11 protein-coding genes and 1 pseudogene are annotated in these 15,775 nt (G+C 60.0%); 3 read left to right on the top strand and 9 right to left on the bottom strand.

The window, feature by feature from the left end; genetic code table 11:
• Window positions 1-165: 165 nt before the first annotated feature.
• The 5 genes from iolD to ABDX87_RS21920 all read right to left on the bottom strand — a co-directional run bounded on the left by iolD (window position 166) and on the right by ABDX87_RS21920 (window position 7,734).
• A complete protein-coding gene (gene iolD / locus ABDX87_RS21940; protein ID WP_346829753.1) occupies window positions 166-2,097 on the bottom strand; it encodes a 3D-(3,5/4)-trihydroxycyclohexane-1,2-dione acylhydrolase (decyclizing) in 1,932 nt (643 codons plus the stop codon).
• Between the two features lie 361 nt (window positions 2,098-2,458).
• A complete protein-coding gene (locus ABDX87_RS21935; protein WP_346829752.1) occupies window positions 2,459-3,958 on the bottom strand; it encodes a CoA-acylating methylmalonate-semialdehyde dehydrogenase in 1,500 nt (499 codons plus the stop codon).
• A 28-nt stretch (window positions 3,959-3,986) separates the two neighbouring features.
• Entirely contained in the window at window positions 3,987-4,796 is an 810-nt protein-coding gene (gene iolB / locus ABDX87_RS21930) for a 5-deoxy-glucuronate isomerase (protein WP_346829751.1), read from the bottom strand.
• A gap of 2 nt (window positions 4,797-4,798) precedes the next feature.
• On the bottom strand, window positions 4,799-5,734 hold the full coding sequence (gene iolE, locus ABDX87_RS21925) for a myo-inosose-2 dehydratase (RefSeq protein WP_346829750.1): 936 nt from the start codon (window positions 5,732-5,734) through the stop codon (window positions 4,799-4,801).
• Window positions 5,735-5,796: 62 nt separating this feature from the next.
• Window positions 5,797-7,734 carry a bifunctional 5-dehydro-2-deoxygluconokinase/5-dehydro-2-deoxyphosphogluconate aldolase gene (locus tag ABDX87_RS21920; RefSeq protein ID WP_346829749.1) on the bottom strand — a complete coding sequence of 646 codons (1,938 nt, stop codon included), beginning with the start codon at window positions 7,732-7,734 and terminating at the stop codon, window positions 5,797-5,799.
• Window positions 7,735-7,970: 236 nt separating this feature from the next.
• Between ABDX87_RS21920 and ABDX87_RS21915 the strand changes: the two genes are divergently transcribed.
• From ABDX87_RS21915 to ABDX87_RS29305, 3 genes and pseudogenes are all read left to right on the top strand, one after another.
• The gene (locus tag ABDX87_RS21915) at window positions 7,971-8,897 is read left to right on the top strand and encodes a MurR/RpiR family transcriptional regulator (protein WP_346829748.1); all 927 of its coding nucleotides are present in this window, start codon (window positions 7,971-7,973) and stop codon (window positions 8,895-8,897) included.
• Between the two features lie 268 nt (window positions 8,898-9,165).
• A pseudogene (locus ABDX87_RS29310) lies at window positions 9,166-9,894 on the top strand (PAS domain-containing protein); the annotation flags it as partial.
• Window positions 9,877-10,479 (top strand): methyl-accepting chemotaxis protein, encoded by a 603-nt coding sequence (locus ABDX87_RS29305; RefSeq protein WP_431061266.1) that lies wholly within the window; start codon window positions 9,877-9,879, stop codon window positions 10,477-10,479. The pseudogene ABDX87_RS29310 and the gene ABDX87_RS29305, both read left to right, overlap by 18 nt.
• Window positions 10,480-11,365: 886 nt before the next feature.
• On the opposite strand, the gene ABDX87_RS21905 is transcribed toward ABDX87_RS29305, so the two are convergent.
• The 4 genes from ABDX87_RS21905 to ABDX87_RS21890 are packed head-to-tail and all read right to left on the bottom strand — an operon-like array spanning window position 11,366 to window position 15,325.
• The gene (locus ABDX87_RS21905; protein ID WP_346829746.1) at window positions 11,366-12,373 is read right to left on the bottom strand and encodes a lysylphosphatidylglycerol synthase domain-containing protein; all 1,008 of its coding nucleotides are present in this window, start codon (window positions 12,371-12,373) and stop codon (window positions 11,366-11,368) included.
• Window positions 12,370-13,620, bottom strand: coding sequence for a cardiolipin synthase ClsB (gene clsB / locus ABDX87_RS21900; RefSeq protein ID WP_346829745.1), 1,251 nt, complete (start codon window positions 13,618-13,620; stop codon window positions 12,370-12,372). Before clsB ends, ABDX87_RS21905 begins: the two co-directional genes overlap by 4 nt.
• Window positions 13,617-14,411 carry an endonuclease/exonuclease/phosphatase family protein gene (locus ABDX87_RS21895; RefSeq protein ID WP_431061171.1) on the bottom strand — a complete coding sequence of 265 codons (795 nt, stop codon included), beginning with the start codon at window positions 14,409-14,411 and terminating at the stop codon, window positions 13,617-13,619. The genes clsB and ABDX87_RS21895 overlap by 4 nt, the downstream gene beginning before the upstream one ends.
• Window positions 14,408-15,325: a DUF72 domain-containing protein gene (locus ABDX87_RS21890; RefSeq protein ID WP_346829744.1), complete on the bottom strand. Its 918-nt coding sequence runs from the start codon at window positions 15,323-15,325 to the stop codon at window positions 14,408-14,410. Before ABDX87_RS21890 ends, ABDX87_RS21895 begins: the two co-directional genes overlap by 4 nt.
• Window positions 15,326-15,775 lie beyond the last annotated feature (450 nt).

Raw genomic sequence — 15,775 nt, 5'->3', positions numbered from 1 at the left:
CCTGTAGGAGCGTGGCTTGTCCCGCGATCGGCCGGGAACCGGTCGTGAAACCTGCAACCCGAATAAACCTGACACACCGCGCTAGACGGATTTACTGCCGATGCGCCCGGACGCAAACCCGGGCAGATCGCGAGACAAGCCACGCTCCTACAGGGGTTGCTTGATTCAATATTGACGGGCCTTGGCCAGCATCGCTTTTTGCCGTTCATAGGCCTCTGCGGTGGCCCCCGTCGTCGACACTTCGGCCACGCCCACCCGCCACCACGACAGGTAGCCGTGAATCATGGTCTTGGGCAGGACCTTGATGTCGATCAGCGTGGACACCGTCTGCCTGCGCGCATCGATCAACGCGGCCTCTAGTTCTGCGACGGTTTTCACCGTGTAGGTCTTGCAGCCATACGCGGCGGCGCTCATGGCGAAATCCACCGGCACGAAGTCGCCATCGAGCAACCCGCTCTCGGGATTGCGGAAGCGGAACTCGGTGCCGAAGCTGCCCATGCCGTTGCCCATCTGCAGGTTGTTGATGCAACCGAATGCCATGTTGTCCAGCAGCACCACGTTGATCTTGCGCCGCTCCTGAATCGAGGTCGCCAGCTCCGAGTGCAGCATCATGTAGGAGCCATCGCCGACCAGTGCGTAGACTTCGCGCTCGGGCGCGGCCATCTTCGCGCCGAGGGCCGCATTCACCTCGTAGCCCATGCAGGAATAGCCGTATTCGACGTGATAACTGTCGACGCTGGTACTGCGCCACGCCCGTTGCAGATCGCCGGGCAGACTGCCCGCCGCCGCCACGATCACAGCATCGCCAGGCAGTTGCTGATTGAGCAGGCCCAGGACGCGGCTCTGGGTCAGGCACGAACCGGTCATTTCGATGAAGTCGCGCAGCACCTGTGGGTCGAGGTGTCCGCTGACCTCGGGTTCGAAATCCTGAGTCTGGTATTCCACGGCGTACAGACGATCCACCTCGGCATCCAGCGCTGCCCTCGCCTGCTTCGGCGCGTCACCCCAGCCGGCCTTGTAGTCACCCAGCGCATCGCTCAACGACTGCAATGCGAGTTGTGCGTCGGCGAGCACCTGGACGCCGTCGAGTTTCTGCACATCGAACGCGCCAACGTTGAGGTTGAGAAACTGCACGTCGGGGTTCTGGAACAGCGATTTCGAGCCGGTGGTGAAGTCGCTGTAACGCGTCCCGACGCCGATGATCAGATCCGCCTTGCGTGCCAGCGTGTTGGCCGCCAGCGACCCGGTTTCGCCGATGCCGCCCATGTTCAGGGGGTGAGCCGAGACAATCGCGCTCTTGCCCGCCTGAGTCTCTGTGAACGGAATGTCGAACTGCTCGGCGAATGCCTGAAGTTCGGCTGCCGCGCCGGAATACCGCACCCCTCCGCCGCAAATCAGCAACGGCTTGCGCTTGCCTTTGAGCAGCGCCAACGCGTCCTTGAGCATGGCCTGGGTCGGCGGGCGGCGATCAATACGGTGCACGCGTTTCTGCAGGAAGGTATCGGGATAGTCGTAGGCCTCACCCTGCACGTCTTGCGGCAGTGCCAGGGTCACGGCGCCGGTTTCGGCGGGGTCAGTCAGCACGCGCATGGCGTTGAGCGCGGCGCTCATCAATTGCTCGGGCCGGTTGATCCGGTCCCAGTATTTGCTCACGGCCTTGAACGCATCGTTGGTGCTGATGCTGAGGTCGTGGAATTGTTCTATCTGTTGCAACACCGGGTCAGGCTGACGGCTGGCGTACACATCACCGGGCAGCAACAGCAGCGGAATGCGGTTGGCCGACGCAGTTGCCGCCGCGGTGATCATGTTGGCGGCACCGGGTCCGACCGACGAGGTGCACGCGTAGATCTTGCGGCGCAGGTGCTGCTTGGCGAACCCCATCGCCGCGTGGCACATGCCTTGTTCGTTGCGTCCCTGATGCACGATCAGCTCGCCGCTGTCCTGTTCCAGCGCCTGACCCAGGCCCAGCACGTTGCCGTGGCCAAAAATGGTAAACACACCGGCAACAAACTTGCTCTGCACGCCGTCCACTTCGACGTACTGATTATCGAGAAACTTCACCAGGGCCTGAGCCATGGTCAACCGTGTCGTGGTCATGCTTGCACCTTGTTGTTATTGGAGGCGGTGTTCGGGGCGATGAGGTCTTCTGTGGGAGCGAATTCATTCGCGATGCAATCTGACAGCCAACCAGTTTTTGTGTCGTATTTCCCGGCCTCTCGCGAATGAATTCGCTCCCACAAAGAATCGCATTTCAAATGGAGACCTCGATCATTCGTGTCGTGGTCATGCTTGCACCTTGTTGTTATGGGAGGCGTTGTTCGGGGCGATGAGGTCTTTTGTGGGAGCGAATTCATTCGCGATGCAATCTGACAGCCAACCAGTTTTTGTGTCGAATTTCCCGGCCTCTCGCGAATGAATTCGCTCCCACAAAGAATCGCATTTCAGATGGAGACCTCGATCATTTCGCCGTCGGCATGCTGAACTCCGCCCCTTTGGCGATGCTGTCCGGCCAGCGCTGCATGACGCTCTTGTAGCGGCTGTAGAACCGCAAGCCTTCTTCGCCGTAGGCGTGGTGGTCGCCGAACAGCGAGCGCTTCCAGCCGCCGAACGAGTGCCAGGCCATCGGCACCGGAATCGGCACGTTGATGCCGACCATGCCGACTTTGATATTCCGCGCAAAGGCACGGGCGATGCCGCCGTCGCTGGTGAAGCACGACACGCCGTTGCCGAACTCGTGGGCGTTGATCAGCTCGACCGCTGCCGCGAAGTCCGGCACATGAACGATGCCCAGCACCGGTCCGAAAATCTCTTCTTTATAGATGGTCATCTCCGGTGTCACGTCATCGAACAATGTGGCGCCGACAAAGAACCCGTTCTCAGCGCCGGGCACCTTGAAATTGCGTCCGTCGACGATCAGCTTCGCGCCCTCTTTCACGCCTTGATCGATGTACCCCTCGACCTTGGCCTTGTGCACCGCCGTCACCAACGGGCCCATGTCGGAATCGGCGTTCATGCCGTTACCGACCTTGAGCGCGTCGATGCGTGGCAACAGTTTGTCGATGAGTTTCTGGCCGACATCGCCCACCACCACAGCGACGGAAATCGCCATGCAGCGCTCGCCGGCCGAGCCATACGCGGCGCCAATCAGCGCATCGGCGGCCTGATCCAGATCGGCATCGGGCATCACGATCATGTGGTTCTTCGCGCCGCCCAACGCCTGAACCCGCTTGCCATGGGCGGTGCCCTGTTGATGGATGTACTCGGCAATCGGCGTCGAGCCGACAAAGGAAATCGCGTCGATCCCCTTGTGTTGCAGCAACGCGTCCACGGCCACCTTGTCGCCCTGCACAACGTTGAACACGCCGTCCGGCAGACCGGCCTGTTTCAGCAATCGCGCCATCAACAGGCTGGCCGACGGGTCACGTTCAGACGGCTTGAGGATGAAGCAGTTGCCGGTAACCAGTGCCATGGGAATCATCCACAGCGGCACCATCACCGGGAAGTTGAACGGCGTGACACCGGCGCACACGCCCAGCGGCTGGCGCAGGTTCCAGTTGTCGATGCCGCCGCCGATGTTGTCGCTGTAATCGCTTTTCAGCAGCGTCGGCGCGCCACACGCGAACTCGACGATTTCGATGCCGCGCACCACTTCACCTTTGGCGTCCGAGAACACCTTGCCGTGTTCGCGACAGATGATTTCGGCCAGTTCGTCATGGTGCTGATCGAGCAGTTCCTTGAACTTGAACATCACCCGCGCACGGCGCAGGGACGACTGATCGGCCCACGCCGGGAAAGCCGCCTGGGCTGCGGCCACCGCGTCGTCAACGGTCTTCAATTCCGCGAGTGCAACACGCGCTTGCACGGCACCGGTCGCGGGGTTGAAGACATCGCTGAAACGCTCGCTGGCGTCGTGCACCTGGCCATTGATGTAGTGGCCGATAATCGGGGCGTTGCTCATTGCGGGCTCCTTCAAAATAGGGGTGAGCTCAAAGATCCAGCAACCACTGATGCTTGGGATCATTGTGGAATTGCCAGGCGCGTTTCGGCCCGGCCATCACGTTCAGGTAATAGGATTCGTAGCCATACGGCACGCTGACCGGGTGATAGCCCTTGGGCACGGTCACCAGGTCGTTGTTTTCAACCGCCATGGCCTGATCGATGCTGCGGTCGTCGGTGTAGACCCGCTGAAACACAAAACCCTGGGGCGGATTGACCTGATGGTAATAGGTCTCCTCAAGGAAGCTCTCGTGCGGCAGATCGTCCTTGTCGTGCTTGTGCGGCGGGTAGCTGGAGGAATGACCGGACGGCGTGCGCACCTCCACCACCAGCAACGAATGCGCGGGCTCGGAATCGGGCAGGATGTCGCAGACGTATCGGGTGTTGGCCGCCTTGCCGCGCACGCTTCGCTTCATCGCGTCAGGCTTGATCAGCCGCGCGGGCAAGTCTTTGCTCGCATCGCCCGGCGCGGCACACACGGCAATCTGCACCGCACTCAATGCCGTGACCTGCGCCTGGCTATTGGGCGGCAGGTACACCGCGAACGGCGATTTGTCTTCGAACACCGATTGCCGGTCGCCGATGTTTTCCCAACTGAACGCGCCCTGCCCCGGCGCTTCGCCGCTGACACTGACGCGACCGCTGAGCAACACCAGGCACAGCTCCTTGTCGCCGGCAGTCACCGGCAGACGTTCGCCGACGGTCAGCCGATGGGCAGCGAAACCGACGTATTCCAACACGCCCTCACCGAGCGCAACCACATCGCGGCCTTCGGCTTTGCTCTTGACCAGGAGATTCATGTTCACAGGCTCCTTTGTGCAGGCTGATGTAAACCCAAGTGGCTTTCTTGTGAGGCTGCCAGCAGATTGCGCAGCGTTTCATAACCTTTCTTCGCATAAACGTAGCTGGGCGCAACCGCCGGGTCCTGCTCGGCCTCGACCACCAGCCAGCCTTCGTAGCGGGCCTCGATCAACACGTCCAGCAAGGCCGTGAAATCGATGTCGCCATCGCCCGGCACCGTGAACGTGCCGTTGACGATGCAATCCGGAAAACTCCACAGGTTGTTACGCGCCAATTGCACCACCGGTTTGCGCACGTCCTTGAAGTGCACGTGACACACGCGATCAATGTGTTTGCGCAGCACCTGCAACGGCTCGCCGCCGCCCATGTAGCAATGGCCCGAATCGAACAGCAGACCGACTTCACTGCCGGTGCGCGCCATCAACTGATCGATGTCTTCAGGGGATTCGACATAAGCACCCATGTGATGGTGGTACGCCAGACGCACACCCTGCGACAACGTAAAACGCGCAAGCTCCGTGAGTTTGTCAGCGTACTCCTGCCAGGCGCTGTCACTGTGAAAACGCGGCCGCTCGACCAGACGAATGCGCTGGCCCTGAATCGAGTCGGCGACCTCGCCGTACACCAGCACGCTGGCGCCGTTTTGTTTGAGCAGATCCACGTGACTGGCGATGGCCTCGATCTCTTCAGCCACCGAACGGCTGGCGAGACGGCTGGAATACCAGCCTGACACCAGCGCCAGATCGTAAGGCCTCAGGACATCCGCGACGCCTTTGGCGTCCTTGGGAAACTTGCCGTTGAGTTCAAAACCTTCGTAGCCGATTTCCTTGCCTTCGCTGAGCGCGGTGCTCAGTGGTGTTTCGCCACCCAGGGCCGGCAGGTCGTCGTTGCTCCAGGAAATCGGGTTAATGCCAATTCGGATTGCGGAAGCGGGCATGGCTGCACCTTTATTGTTCTTTTCGCTTAAACGGGTTCATACGGCTGATTCGGGTTGCAGGCTCACGCTCGGGCGTCACGCCAGGACTCGATCAAAAAGCCGAACGTGCTCTGCACCCGACTGATCAACCCGGCATCGTCGATCTCGCCTTCCAGCCACGCTCGGCTCGGCTCATGGAAAATCGTCCGGCCCACGGCAAAGCCGCGGCTCGAGGTGCTTTTGCTGGCTTCGCGGAAGCCTGCGGCCAAGGCTTCGGCTGGCGCATTCAAGCCCAGCAGGACCACACCACGGCAGTACGGATCGCGCTCCTGAATCAACGCGTCGAGTTTTTCCCAGACGTCGGCCGGCTGGGTTTCGATCTTCCACCACGCCGGGAAAATCCCAAGGTTGTAGAGGCGCTTCAGCGAACGGTAAATCACGTCGGGGTACGTCGAGGGGTGATCCTTCGGCGGTATGACTTCCAGCAGCAATTCATGACCGCTGACTTGGGAGGCTTGGTACAGGCCCATCAACTGCGCTTCCTGCTCAAGGCGCAGCATCGGCTCGTCATCGGGGTGGTATTGCACCAGGCACTTGATGATCTGCTCTTTGGGCCATGCCACCAGGTTACTGCCAATGGAGCGCCCGTGTTCGAACGCCAACGGACGCGAACCCTGCACTTCCACCGGCCGAGCCACCCACCAGTCACGGCCGGTTGCCGCGTTCAACGAGTCCTGCCCGAAGCGCTGATCGGCCAACAGACCGACGTCCGCTTCGATCCCGCGCTTCTTGAGGTCGGCCTCGACCCGCTCCACGGCCTGAATGAACAGTTGCTTGAGCTGCCCGATGCACCCCAGATCGCGACCGGCTTTCTGCGCCAGCTCCACCAACTGCCCCCGATGGTCGAAGGCAAAGATGAAAAGCTGCTTCCACTCCTTGCGCGGCACGCTGACCTGATGCAGGCGCTGCAGCACCGGATCCTGATCGGGCCGGGTGATTGGCACCGGGCTGTTGAACAGGTACTCAAGCTCGACCGGCGTCGGCATGGCCGGTGCGCAAGCGTGCCGCGACACCACCAGTCCGCCACAGGCATTGGCCAACTGGCAGCAGCGCTCATCGCTGTCGTCGTTCAGCCAGCCTTTGAGAAAACCCGACATGAACGCGTCGCCCGCCCCCAGCACGTTGAGCACTTCAACGCGCACGCCGGGGTAAATCGCGCCGTCTTCCAGGCGCTTGGGAATTGCCCCGTGGATCACTGTGCAACCTTGCGGGCCAAGTTTCACCACCAGCGTGGCGGCGGTGAGCTCACGCACGGTGCGCAATGCCGCGATCAAGTCGGTGGCGCCGCCTGCAATCAGGAATTCTTCTTCGGTGCCAACGATCAGGTCGAAGCGCGGCAGAATACGCTGCACATGCTGGCTGACGTTCTGGTTGGCGACGAAACGGGTTTCGCCGTCGGCCTTGCCGGTCAGGCCCCAGAGCACCGGCCGGTAATCGATGTCGAGCACGCGTTTGACGTTGTGCTTCTCGGCATAGTCCAGCGCCTGGCTGCTGGCCTTGAACACCTGATCGGTGGAGAAATGCGTGCCGGTGATCAACAACGCCTTGCTGGAGGCGATCTGCGCTTCGTCGATGTCTTCGGCGCTCAGGGCCATGTCGGCGCAGTTTTCGCGGTAGAACACCAACGGGAAGGTTTCGCGGTCCTTGATGCCGAGCAGGACCATGGCGGTGAGACGTTCGGCATCGACCTTGATGCCGCTGACGTCGCAGCCCTCGCGCGCCAGGGATTCGGTCAGGAAGCGCCCCATGTGATCGTCACCGACGCGAGTCAGCATGGCGGATTTCACACCCAGTCGGGCGCTGCCGAAGGCGATGTTGGCAGAGGACCCGCCAAGGTATTTGGCGAAACTGCTGACGTCCTCCAGGCGTGCGCCGATCTGTTGCGCGTAAAGATCAACGCCCAGACGTCCGAGGCACACCACGTCTAACGGACGTCCACTGGCAAAACGAGTCTGGCCCATGCTGGCTCCTGTTATTTTTATAAGCCTGGCTTCCGCAGCGTCTGCTGGAAGCGCTGTTCGTGGATGCAGACTAGAACGCTCAAGGGCAAGGATCAATGATTTTTTCTATATTTTTTTCAAGTAGAATATTTTTTCCACTTTGCACAAACGCGGGCAGTTCGTGCTAAACAGGCAGGATATAAACGCGAAGCGCTGTAAACTTCGCGTCATAAGAAAAGCTTGAGGAATTCAACCGTATGTCCAGCACCGATCAGCCCTCCTTGTCCGAAACCGGCGCCGACGCGGCGTCTTCACAGGTCACCGCGCCGGATACCGCCGAGTCTCTGCTCAAGCTGATCACCACGGAATACGAAAGCCTGCCGCGCCAGCTCAAACGCATCGCCAGCTACATGAGTCAGCAGAGCGACCGCATCATGGTCGATCGCATCAGCGACATCGCTCGCGAATGTGAAGTCCACCCTTCTGCAATCGTGCGCTTCTCCCAGCGCTTCGGTTTCAGCGGGTTCAGCGAAATGCAGGCGCTGTTCCGCGAGGCCTACACCCACAAAGCCACACCGGTGCAGAACTACCAGCAACGCATTCGCAGCATGATCGCCAACAAGTCGCAGAAAGCCAGCGGCGGCGACCTGGCCCGCGAATGCGTGAACGCCACGCTTTCCGGGCTGGAACGCCTCGCCCTGGAACTGGACGATGAAGCGTTCGAGAAAGCCGTGGACTTGGTGGTCAACGCCGACAACATCTACGTGGTCGGGGTACGTCGCTCGTTCGCCGTGGCGGATTACCTGGTCTACAACCTGCAACACACCAACAAACGTATCCACCTGATCTCGGGCCTGGGCGGCAGTTACCGCGAGCAGATGCGCAGCGTGCGCGCCAACGATCTGGTGATCGCCATCAGCTTTACCCCCTACGGCAAGGAAACCCAGCACTGCCTGCGCATCGCTCAGCACCATCAGGCCAAGACGTTGATCATTACCGACAGCAACCTCTCGCCACTGGCCAAGCGCGCCAACTCGGTGCTGCTGGTTAATGAAGGCAGTTCGTTCGCCTTCCGTTCGCTGAGCGCCACGCTGTGCCTGTGTCAGGCGCTGTTCATCGCCGTGGCGTACCGGCTGGAATTGAAGGTGGACGAGATGTCGGAGCAGGTCGGGTTTGAAGATTGAGCGCGTGTATGACGCGCCCCGACGCTTCGACCAGAATCAAAAAGACATGGTCGACGTTGGAAATGGTGACGCACGGGCAAAGAATCGTCAGCGTCCGCCCCATAACTTGTACAAAAACCGACGAGCTGTACAACTTTGTTGTAGCTTTTTGATATCACTTTTGTGATGATCTTTGCACTGCAGAAGGAAATCGCAGCTGAGCATTGACCTTTGCTCTTCAGGCCATGGAACGGATAACCCTGCCGTTCCACTTGCCTGAGCCGCCATCATGTTTTTCGACTCGTCAAAGAATAAAACCATTCAAGATCTGCAACTGACCGTCGCTCATCAGGCGAGTCTGCTGGAAGCCATCAACCGCTCGATGGCCAGCATTGAATTCGATCTCAATGGCGTCGTGCTCAGCGCCAACGACAACTTCTTCAAAGCCATGCGCTACCGCCCGGAACAGGTGATCGGTAAAGAGCACCGGATGTTTTGCACCCCCGAACACGTGCGCAGCGCCGAATATGCGCAGTTGTGGTCCCGATTGCGCAATGGCGAGTTCGTGTCGGCCACCTTCCAGCGTGTGGCGGGCGACGGCAGCACGGTGTGGCTGGAGGCGAGCTACAACCCGATCAGAGACATGGACGGCAAGGTGGTGAAAATCGTCAAGTACGCGATGGACGTCACCCAGAAGCTTCAATCCGAAAGCGAAACCCGCAACAAGCTGCAGGCCATCGACCGCGCCATGGCCGTGATCGAGTTTGACCTGGATGGCCGCATCATCGCCGCCAACGACAACTTTCTGCGTCTGCTCGGCTACAACCGCCAGGAGTTGCTGGGTAAGCACCACAAACTGCTTTGCCCATCGGAGGTCACCAACAGTTCCGACTATCAGGATTTCTGGCGCCAGCTGAACAAGGGGGAGTTTTTCAGCGGGCAGTTCAAACGCATCGGCAAGCACGGTCAGACGCTGTGGCTCGAGGCCTCCTACAACCCGGTGTACGACGCCTGCGGCAAGCTGCTCAAGGTGGTGAAATTTGCATCCGACGTGACTGCGCGCATCGAGAAGCACGAGCAGGATTCTCACAGCGCCGCGCAGGCGTATCACATCTCAGTGCAAACGCAGAAAGTCGCCGAGCAAGGCACTCAGGTGATTCAGCAAGCGGCCAGCGAAATGCGCCAGATCTCCCGCAACATCGACGATTCCTCGCGCATCATCGGTCAGTTGGGTGAGCGGTCCGAGCAGATCACCACCATTGTCAACACGATTCACGGCATCGCCGATCAAACCAACCTCTTGGCACTCAACGCGGCCATCGAAGCGGCGCGAGCCGGGGATCAGGGCCGTGGATTTGCCGTTGTGGCGGATGAGGTACGGCAACTGGCAGGCCGCACCAGCCGTTCGACGCAGGAAATTTCCGAGATGATCCAGTTGATCCAGACGGAAACCCGTCAGGCGATCCTCAGCATGGACAATACGCGCAACAACGCCGCCAAAGGCGTGGACCTCGCCGATCAGGCGGGCTCGGCCATCGTGCAGATCAGCAATGGCACGAATGAAGCGGTGGAAGCAGTGCGGATGTTTGCGGGGAAGGATTGAGGTTTCCACTTTTGTAGGGGTCGCCGTGCAGGGTGTGCATTTCAACAATCTGAGGCGACGCTGATGGTTTGGTTTGGCCTAACGGCCAAACTGTTCCGCCTTCGGCGGGTTACTTGATACCCCCCTCTTTGTTTCAGAGGCAGCCAAGGATTCAGGCTCCCGGTTGGGCCCGACTTCGTCGGGTTCCTTCACGTCGGCGACGCTCCGTGGGCCCGCGCTGAACGGACATCCATGTCCTGGCAGCGCTCTCGCTTACAAGACCAACTTGGGCTCAAGCTAACGCTCTTCGCGTCTTTATTGGTGCATCAATCTCCCTCGCACCACCCTTTATTGTAGGAGCGTGGCTTGTCCCGCGATCTGCCGGGAACCGGCAGCGAGACCGGTGCATGCGGTATGTCAGGCATAACCGAGTCGCCTGATTTGCTACCGCTGCGCGGTAGATCGCGGGACAAGCCACGCTCCTACAGAATTCGCGTCATCCGATGTTTTTGCTTTTGATCTTCATACCGACAACGTTCAGACGACACAAAACGCGACTTGGGTGCAGGCTGAACGCAGGCGATGCGCAGTGGGCCGAGCGGCAGGGATGCCGCGAGCGCGCCGTCAGGACATGGATGTCCGTTCGGCGCGGGCCCACGGAGCGTCGCCGAAGTAAGGGTACCCGACGCAGGAGGGCCAAACCGGGAGACTGAACCCTTGGCTGCCTCTTGAAACAAGGAGGGGGGTTATCAAGTAACTCGCCGAAGGCGGAACAGTTTGGCCGTTAGGACATACCAAACCATCAGCGTCACCCCAAATAGTGATATTGCACACTGAACAAGCCGGCCAGCTAACGTCGATGCTGCCGGTCTGACGCGTTCGCCAGCAAGCCCGCTTCTACAGGGAGTCAGTGTTCGTTGCGCGCTTCATTCCTGCTGCGCATGGCCTTGGCGCGCTTCTCCAGCACCAGATACACCACCACCGCCAACATCAGTGGAATCAGGAAGTAGATGACCCGGTAGCCAATCAGCGCGGCCAGCAATTGCCCTTTGCTGAATTGATGCTGCATGAGGGTGATGAAGACAGTTTCCAGCACCCCCAAACCCGCTGGAATGTGCGCGATGACGCCCGCGATGCTGCTGATCAACAGAATCCCCAACACGGCCGGGTAGAACGCTTTTTCCGGCAGCAGTATGAAGATCAACAGCGCCATCAAGCCCCAATTCAACGCACCGAGTAACGCCTGACGCAGCGCTTGATTGAGCGACGGCAGCACCAGTTTTTGTTTGCGAATCGTCCAGGTCCGTCGTTTGGAAAACCGGCACGCCAGGAAATACCCGAAGCACACGGCCAGCAACACGACGCCGATCAGCTGCAACGTGGTGTCGCCGATCTTCCAGCCCTCGGGCAGGTCGATGAAACCGCCAGCAAACACAAACCCCGCCAGCAACATGTAGCCCAGCCAGTTGGTGATCAGACTCAGGCTGAGAATCCGGGTGATGGTCGGTACGTCGAGACCGAGGCGCGAGTACAACCGATAGCGCAGAGCGATACCGCCGACCCACGAACTCAGGTTCAGGTTGAAGGCGTAGCAGACGAACGTCACCGGCACGATCTGCTTCACCGACAGTTTGTGTTCTGTGTAACGCCGCGCCAGCACATCGAATCCACAGTAAGTCAGATAGCTGCCAGCCGCGACGAGGAAACCGAGCGCGAGCGTGCTTGCCTTGTATGACTCCAGCGCATGGGCCACTTCTTTCCAGTCGAGGTTCTTCACCAGCATGAACAGCAAGACCGGTACGGCGACGAAGAAAAACAAGGTAAAACCGCGCTTGGCCCAGGTCAGCCAGACCTTGTGCTTGCCCGGCGCAGAGGCTTCGTCCTGCTCGGTGGACGCCTGAGACACCCCGTTCATAGCGATTTCTCCTGATCAGGCGACAGCTCGCGCTTGAGTTCGCTCGCTTGTGGAATCACGTCCGGCGTGCGCACCGGTTTCAAGCGCGGCCCGTGCACCGGAAACAACCCGGCGATCGCCGGAAAATGCCGCAGAAAGTGGAAACTCAGGAAGATCATCGGCGCCCGCCACCACTGCCCTTTCGCCAAGCCTTTCAGGCTGGCCTGCTTGCTGTGAGCCGCAGCCAGCTCCTTGAGGTGCTCGTGCAGGTGCTGGTTCAACGCGCGATCGCGGATGAACAGATTCGCTTCCAGGTTCAACGCCAGGCTCAGAGGGTCGAGGTTACTGGAGCCCACCGTCGACCACTCATGGTCGATCAATGCGACTTTGCCGTGCAACGCGCGCTGCTTGTACTCATGGATCACCACGCCCTCACGCAGCAGCCAGGTGTAGGTCAGGCGCGAGCACATGCGCACGAACGGCATGTCCGGCTGGCCTTGCAGGATCAGCGTGACCTTCACGCCGCGGCGCGCGGCATTGCGCAGTTCGCGCAGGAACCGGTAGCTGGGGAAAAAATAGGCGTTGGCGATGGTGATGCGCTGGGTAGCGCCGCGCATCGCCAGCAGGTACTGCTCTTCGATGTCGGTGGTGTGCTGGCGATTGTCCCGCTCGGCCAGCAGCATGCGTGCGCTGCCGGCCTGGCGGGTCACGGCCTTGAGCGGCGCGAAGGATCCGCGCAATGCCGGCCCAAGCATGCCCAGCGTGGACCGGTAGATGTCGGCCACGATGGGGCCGCGTACCAGCACCGCGTAGTCCTGTTTGGCGGTCACGCCGGTGTCGGACATGTGATCGACGCTGTAATTGATGCCCCCCATGAACGCCAGTTCGGCATCGATCACCACCACCTTGCGGTGCAGCCGGCGAAACAGGTTGGTGCGCATGCCCATGAATTTCGGGCGCGGGTCAAACAACTGAATCTGCACCCCGGCGCTGACCATTTCCTCCACGAACGCCGTACTCAGGTCGCTGGTGCCGTAGTCATCCACCGTAATGACTACGCGTACGCCGCGGCTGGCCGCCTCGATCACCGCCTGCTGCAAGCCTTCGCCGATGCGGTCTTCGAAAATGATGAACGTCTCGATCAGTACCTCTCGCCGCGCCGTGCGAATGTGCTCAAAGACGCTGGTGAAGAAGTCTTCGCCATTGATCAGCAGTTCGACGGAGTTGCCGTCCTGCCAGATGCCACATTGATCATGAAACGCCTTCATAGTGTGACCTCCACCGCCAACGGCGCATGATCGGAAAGGTGCGACCAAGGGCGGTTCGACAGCACCCTGGGCGCCCGGGGACGGGCATTGCGAACGTAAATACGGTCCAGACGCAGCAACGGGAAGCGCGCCGGAAAACTCTTGGCCGGCGCACCGAACGATTCGACGAACACCTCGCGCAAGCCAACGGGCCTCAACGCAGCGTCGGCCTTCTGCCGCCAGTCGTTGAAATCACCGGCGATGATCACCGGTGCTTCTTGCGGCAAGCGCGACACCAGTTCCGCCATCAAAGACAGCTGCTGCTGGCGGTGCACTTCCTTGAGTCCCAGATGCACGCAAATGGCGTGAACCTCACCGAAACCGGGGACCTGCAACACGCAGTGCAGCAAGCCTCGCTCTTCCGTGCCGAGGATCGAAATGTCGAGGTTTTCGTGCCGAATGATCGGGTATTTCGACAGCAACGCGTTGCCGTGATGGCCGTGGGGGTACACCGCATTGCGACCGTAGGCGAAGTCGTTCCACATGCTGTCGGCGAGAAACTCGTACTGCGACGTCGTCGGCCAATCCTTGACCTTCTGTGCATGGTTTTGCTGCTCGCCGTGCACCTCTTGCAGGAACACAACGTCTGCCGACACGTTGCGCACCGCATCCCGTAGCTCTGGGAGGATGAAACGCCGGTTGAGGAAACCGAAGCCCATGTGCATGTTCATCGTCAGCACATTGAGCGTGACGTCGGTGGACGCGTTTTGTCGGCGGCTGGCGATGCCTTCGGGAATCAGGGCACTGGTCAAAACTTCACTCCTTGCAGATCGCCGGGGGCGACTTCCAGGTCGGCGGTCAGGTCAAAACGCTCCAGCAACGCACGCGCGTCATAAGGCGCCCTGACTTTGATGTCGTTATCGAAATAGCAATAAACGTCCCGCGACTTGCGGGCGCGAGGCGATTTAGTGGCAGTGAGATGGGCGTCTTTGGGCTGCGAGCCCTGCTGCCACGACTCAATACGGTCGCCCCAGCGCTTGAGCGCCTTGGGCGTGTAACCGCTGGCGTACAGCGCTTTGTCACCATGCAGGCGCAGGTAAACGAAATCGCTGGTCAGGTCTTCCAGGTACGGCCACTTGCCTGCCGTATCAGCGATCACCAACGCGACGTTGTACTTGCGCAGCAGCGTGATGAACTCGGCGACGGCAAAGCTCTCGTGACGAATTTCGACGGCGTGGCGCAGCCTGGCTTTCGCCGGAATGTCGAGGTAACCCGGCTTCTCCATACGCGCAGCGCACTGCTTGGCGCGGGCCTTGGCGGCTTTGCCATCAAACGGCAACAACTGCAAAAACGCTTCGAATTTTTCGGCGTCGAATTTGAAACTGGGCGGAAACTGCCAAAGGATCGGGCCCAGTTTGCCCCTGAGCTGAAAGATGCCCGAGGCAAAGAAATTGGCGAGGGGTTCAGCGATGTCGTTCAGGCGCCTGACATGGGTGATGTAGCGCGGTCCCTTCAGGCTGAATACAAAGCCCTTGGGCGTGTCGTCATACCAGCGGGCATAGAGGTCCGGCGACTGCAGAGAATAGAACGAGCCATTAATTTCAATGCTGTTCACCGCTCTGGAGGCGAATTTCAGTTCGTTTTTCTGGACCAGACCTTCGGGGTAGAAATCACCGCGCCACGGCACGTAGCGCCAGCCCGAGATGCCGATACGAATATCGCTCATGCAAGTGCTCTCTATGCTCTGGGCCACGACCGGTGTCGCGACTGCCTTGAACAAGAGATAAGAAGCCTGTGAAACAAGCAGGTTCCCTGGTTTTTTATCGCGGTGGCGTCAGATACCGCGTTTTTGCGGGTCGGGGTGGCTGTCGTCGATGACGTCGGGGCCATTGGGCAAGGTTTCAGGTCGGCTGGGATCGGCGCCTGGTGTGCGGACATCGTCACCTTCCAGGACTTTTCCACCGTCGGTGAAGACAGGATCGAGGAGTTCGTCGTAGTCGGTCCCGGGGTTTTGGGAAAGTGGGTTCTGTAAGCCGGGTTGGTCCCATCAGGTTCTTTTTCATGGCGCACCTTGGGGTTATTTGCGGTTTTTGGGGCGGGTCATGAAGTGTTTGAAAAGGATCGGGGGTGGGTGTTCAGGGTTTTTGGGGGCCGTTTATCGGTCAGACTTGGGCGG

This window comes from Pseudomonas abietaniphila, assembly GCF_039697315.1.
In the GTDB taxonomy this organism is placed as follows: Bacteria; Pseudomonadota; Gammaproteobacteria; order Pseudomonadales; family Pseudomonadaceae; genus Aquipseudomonas; species Aquipseudomonas abietaniphila_B.
This window is presented reverse-complemented; position numbering and strand designations above follow the sequence as displayed.

Excerpts from the sequence above, each read along its gene's own strand:
- iolD (WP_346829753.1), bottom strand. The coding sequence starts at position 2,097 with ATGACCACGACACGGTTGACCATGGCTCAGGCCCTGGTGAAGTTTCTC.
- ABDX87_RS21935 (WP_346829752.1), bottom strand. The coding sequence starts at position 3,958 with ATGAGCAACGCCCCGATTATCGGCCACTACATCAATGGCCAGGTGCAC.
- iolB (WP_346829751.1), bottom strand. The coding sequence starts at position 4,796 with ATGAATCTCCTGGTCAAGAGCAAAGCCGAAGGCCGCGATGTGGTTGCG.
- iolE (WP_346829750.1), bottom strand. The coding sequence starts at position 5,734 with ATGCCCGCTTCCGCAATCCGAATTGGCATTAACCCGATTTCCTGGAGC.
- ABDX87_RS21920 (WP_346829749.1), bottom strand. The coding sequence starts at position 7,734 with ATGGGCCAGACTCGTTTTGCCAGTGGACGTCCGTTAGACGTGGTGTGC.
- ABDX87_RS21915 (WP_346829748.1), top strand. The coding sequence starts at position 7,971 with ATGTCCAGCACCGATCAGCCCTCCTTGTCCGAAACCGGCGCCGACGCG.
- ABDX87_RS21905 (WP_346829746.1), bottom strand. The coding sequence starts at position 12,373 with ATGAACGGGGTGTCTCAGGCGTCCACCGAGCAGGACGAAGCCTCTGCG.
- clsB (WP_346829745.1), bottom strand. The coding sequence starts at position 13,620 with ATGAAGGCGTTTCATGATCAATGTGGCATCTGGCAGGACGGCAACTCC.
- ABDX87_RS21890 (WP_346829744.1), bottom strand. The coding sequence starts at position 15,325 with ATGAGCGATATTCGTATCGGCATCTCGGGCTGGCGCTACGTGCCGTGG.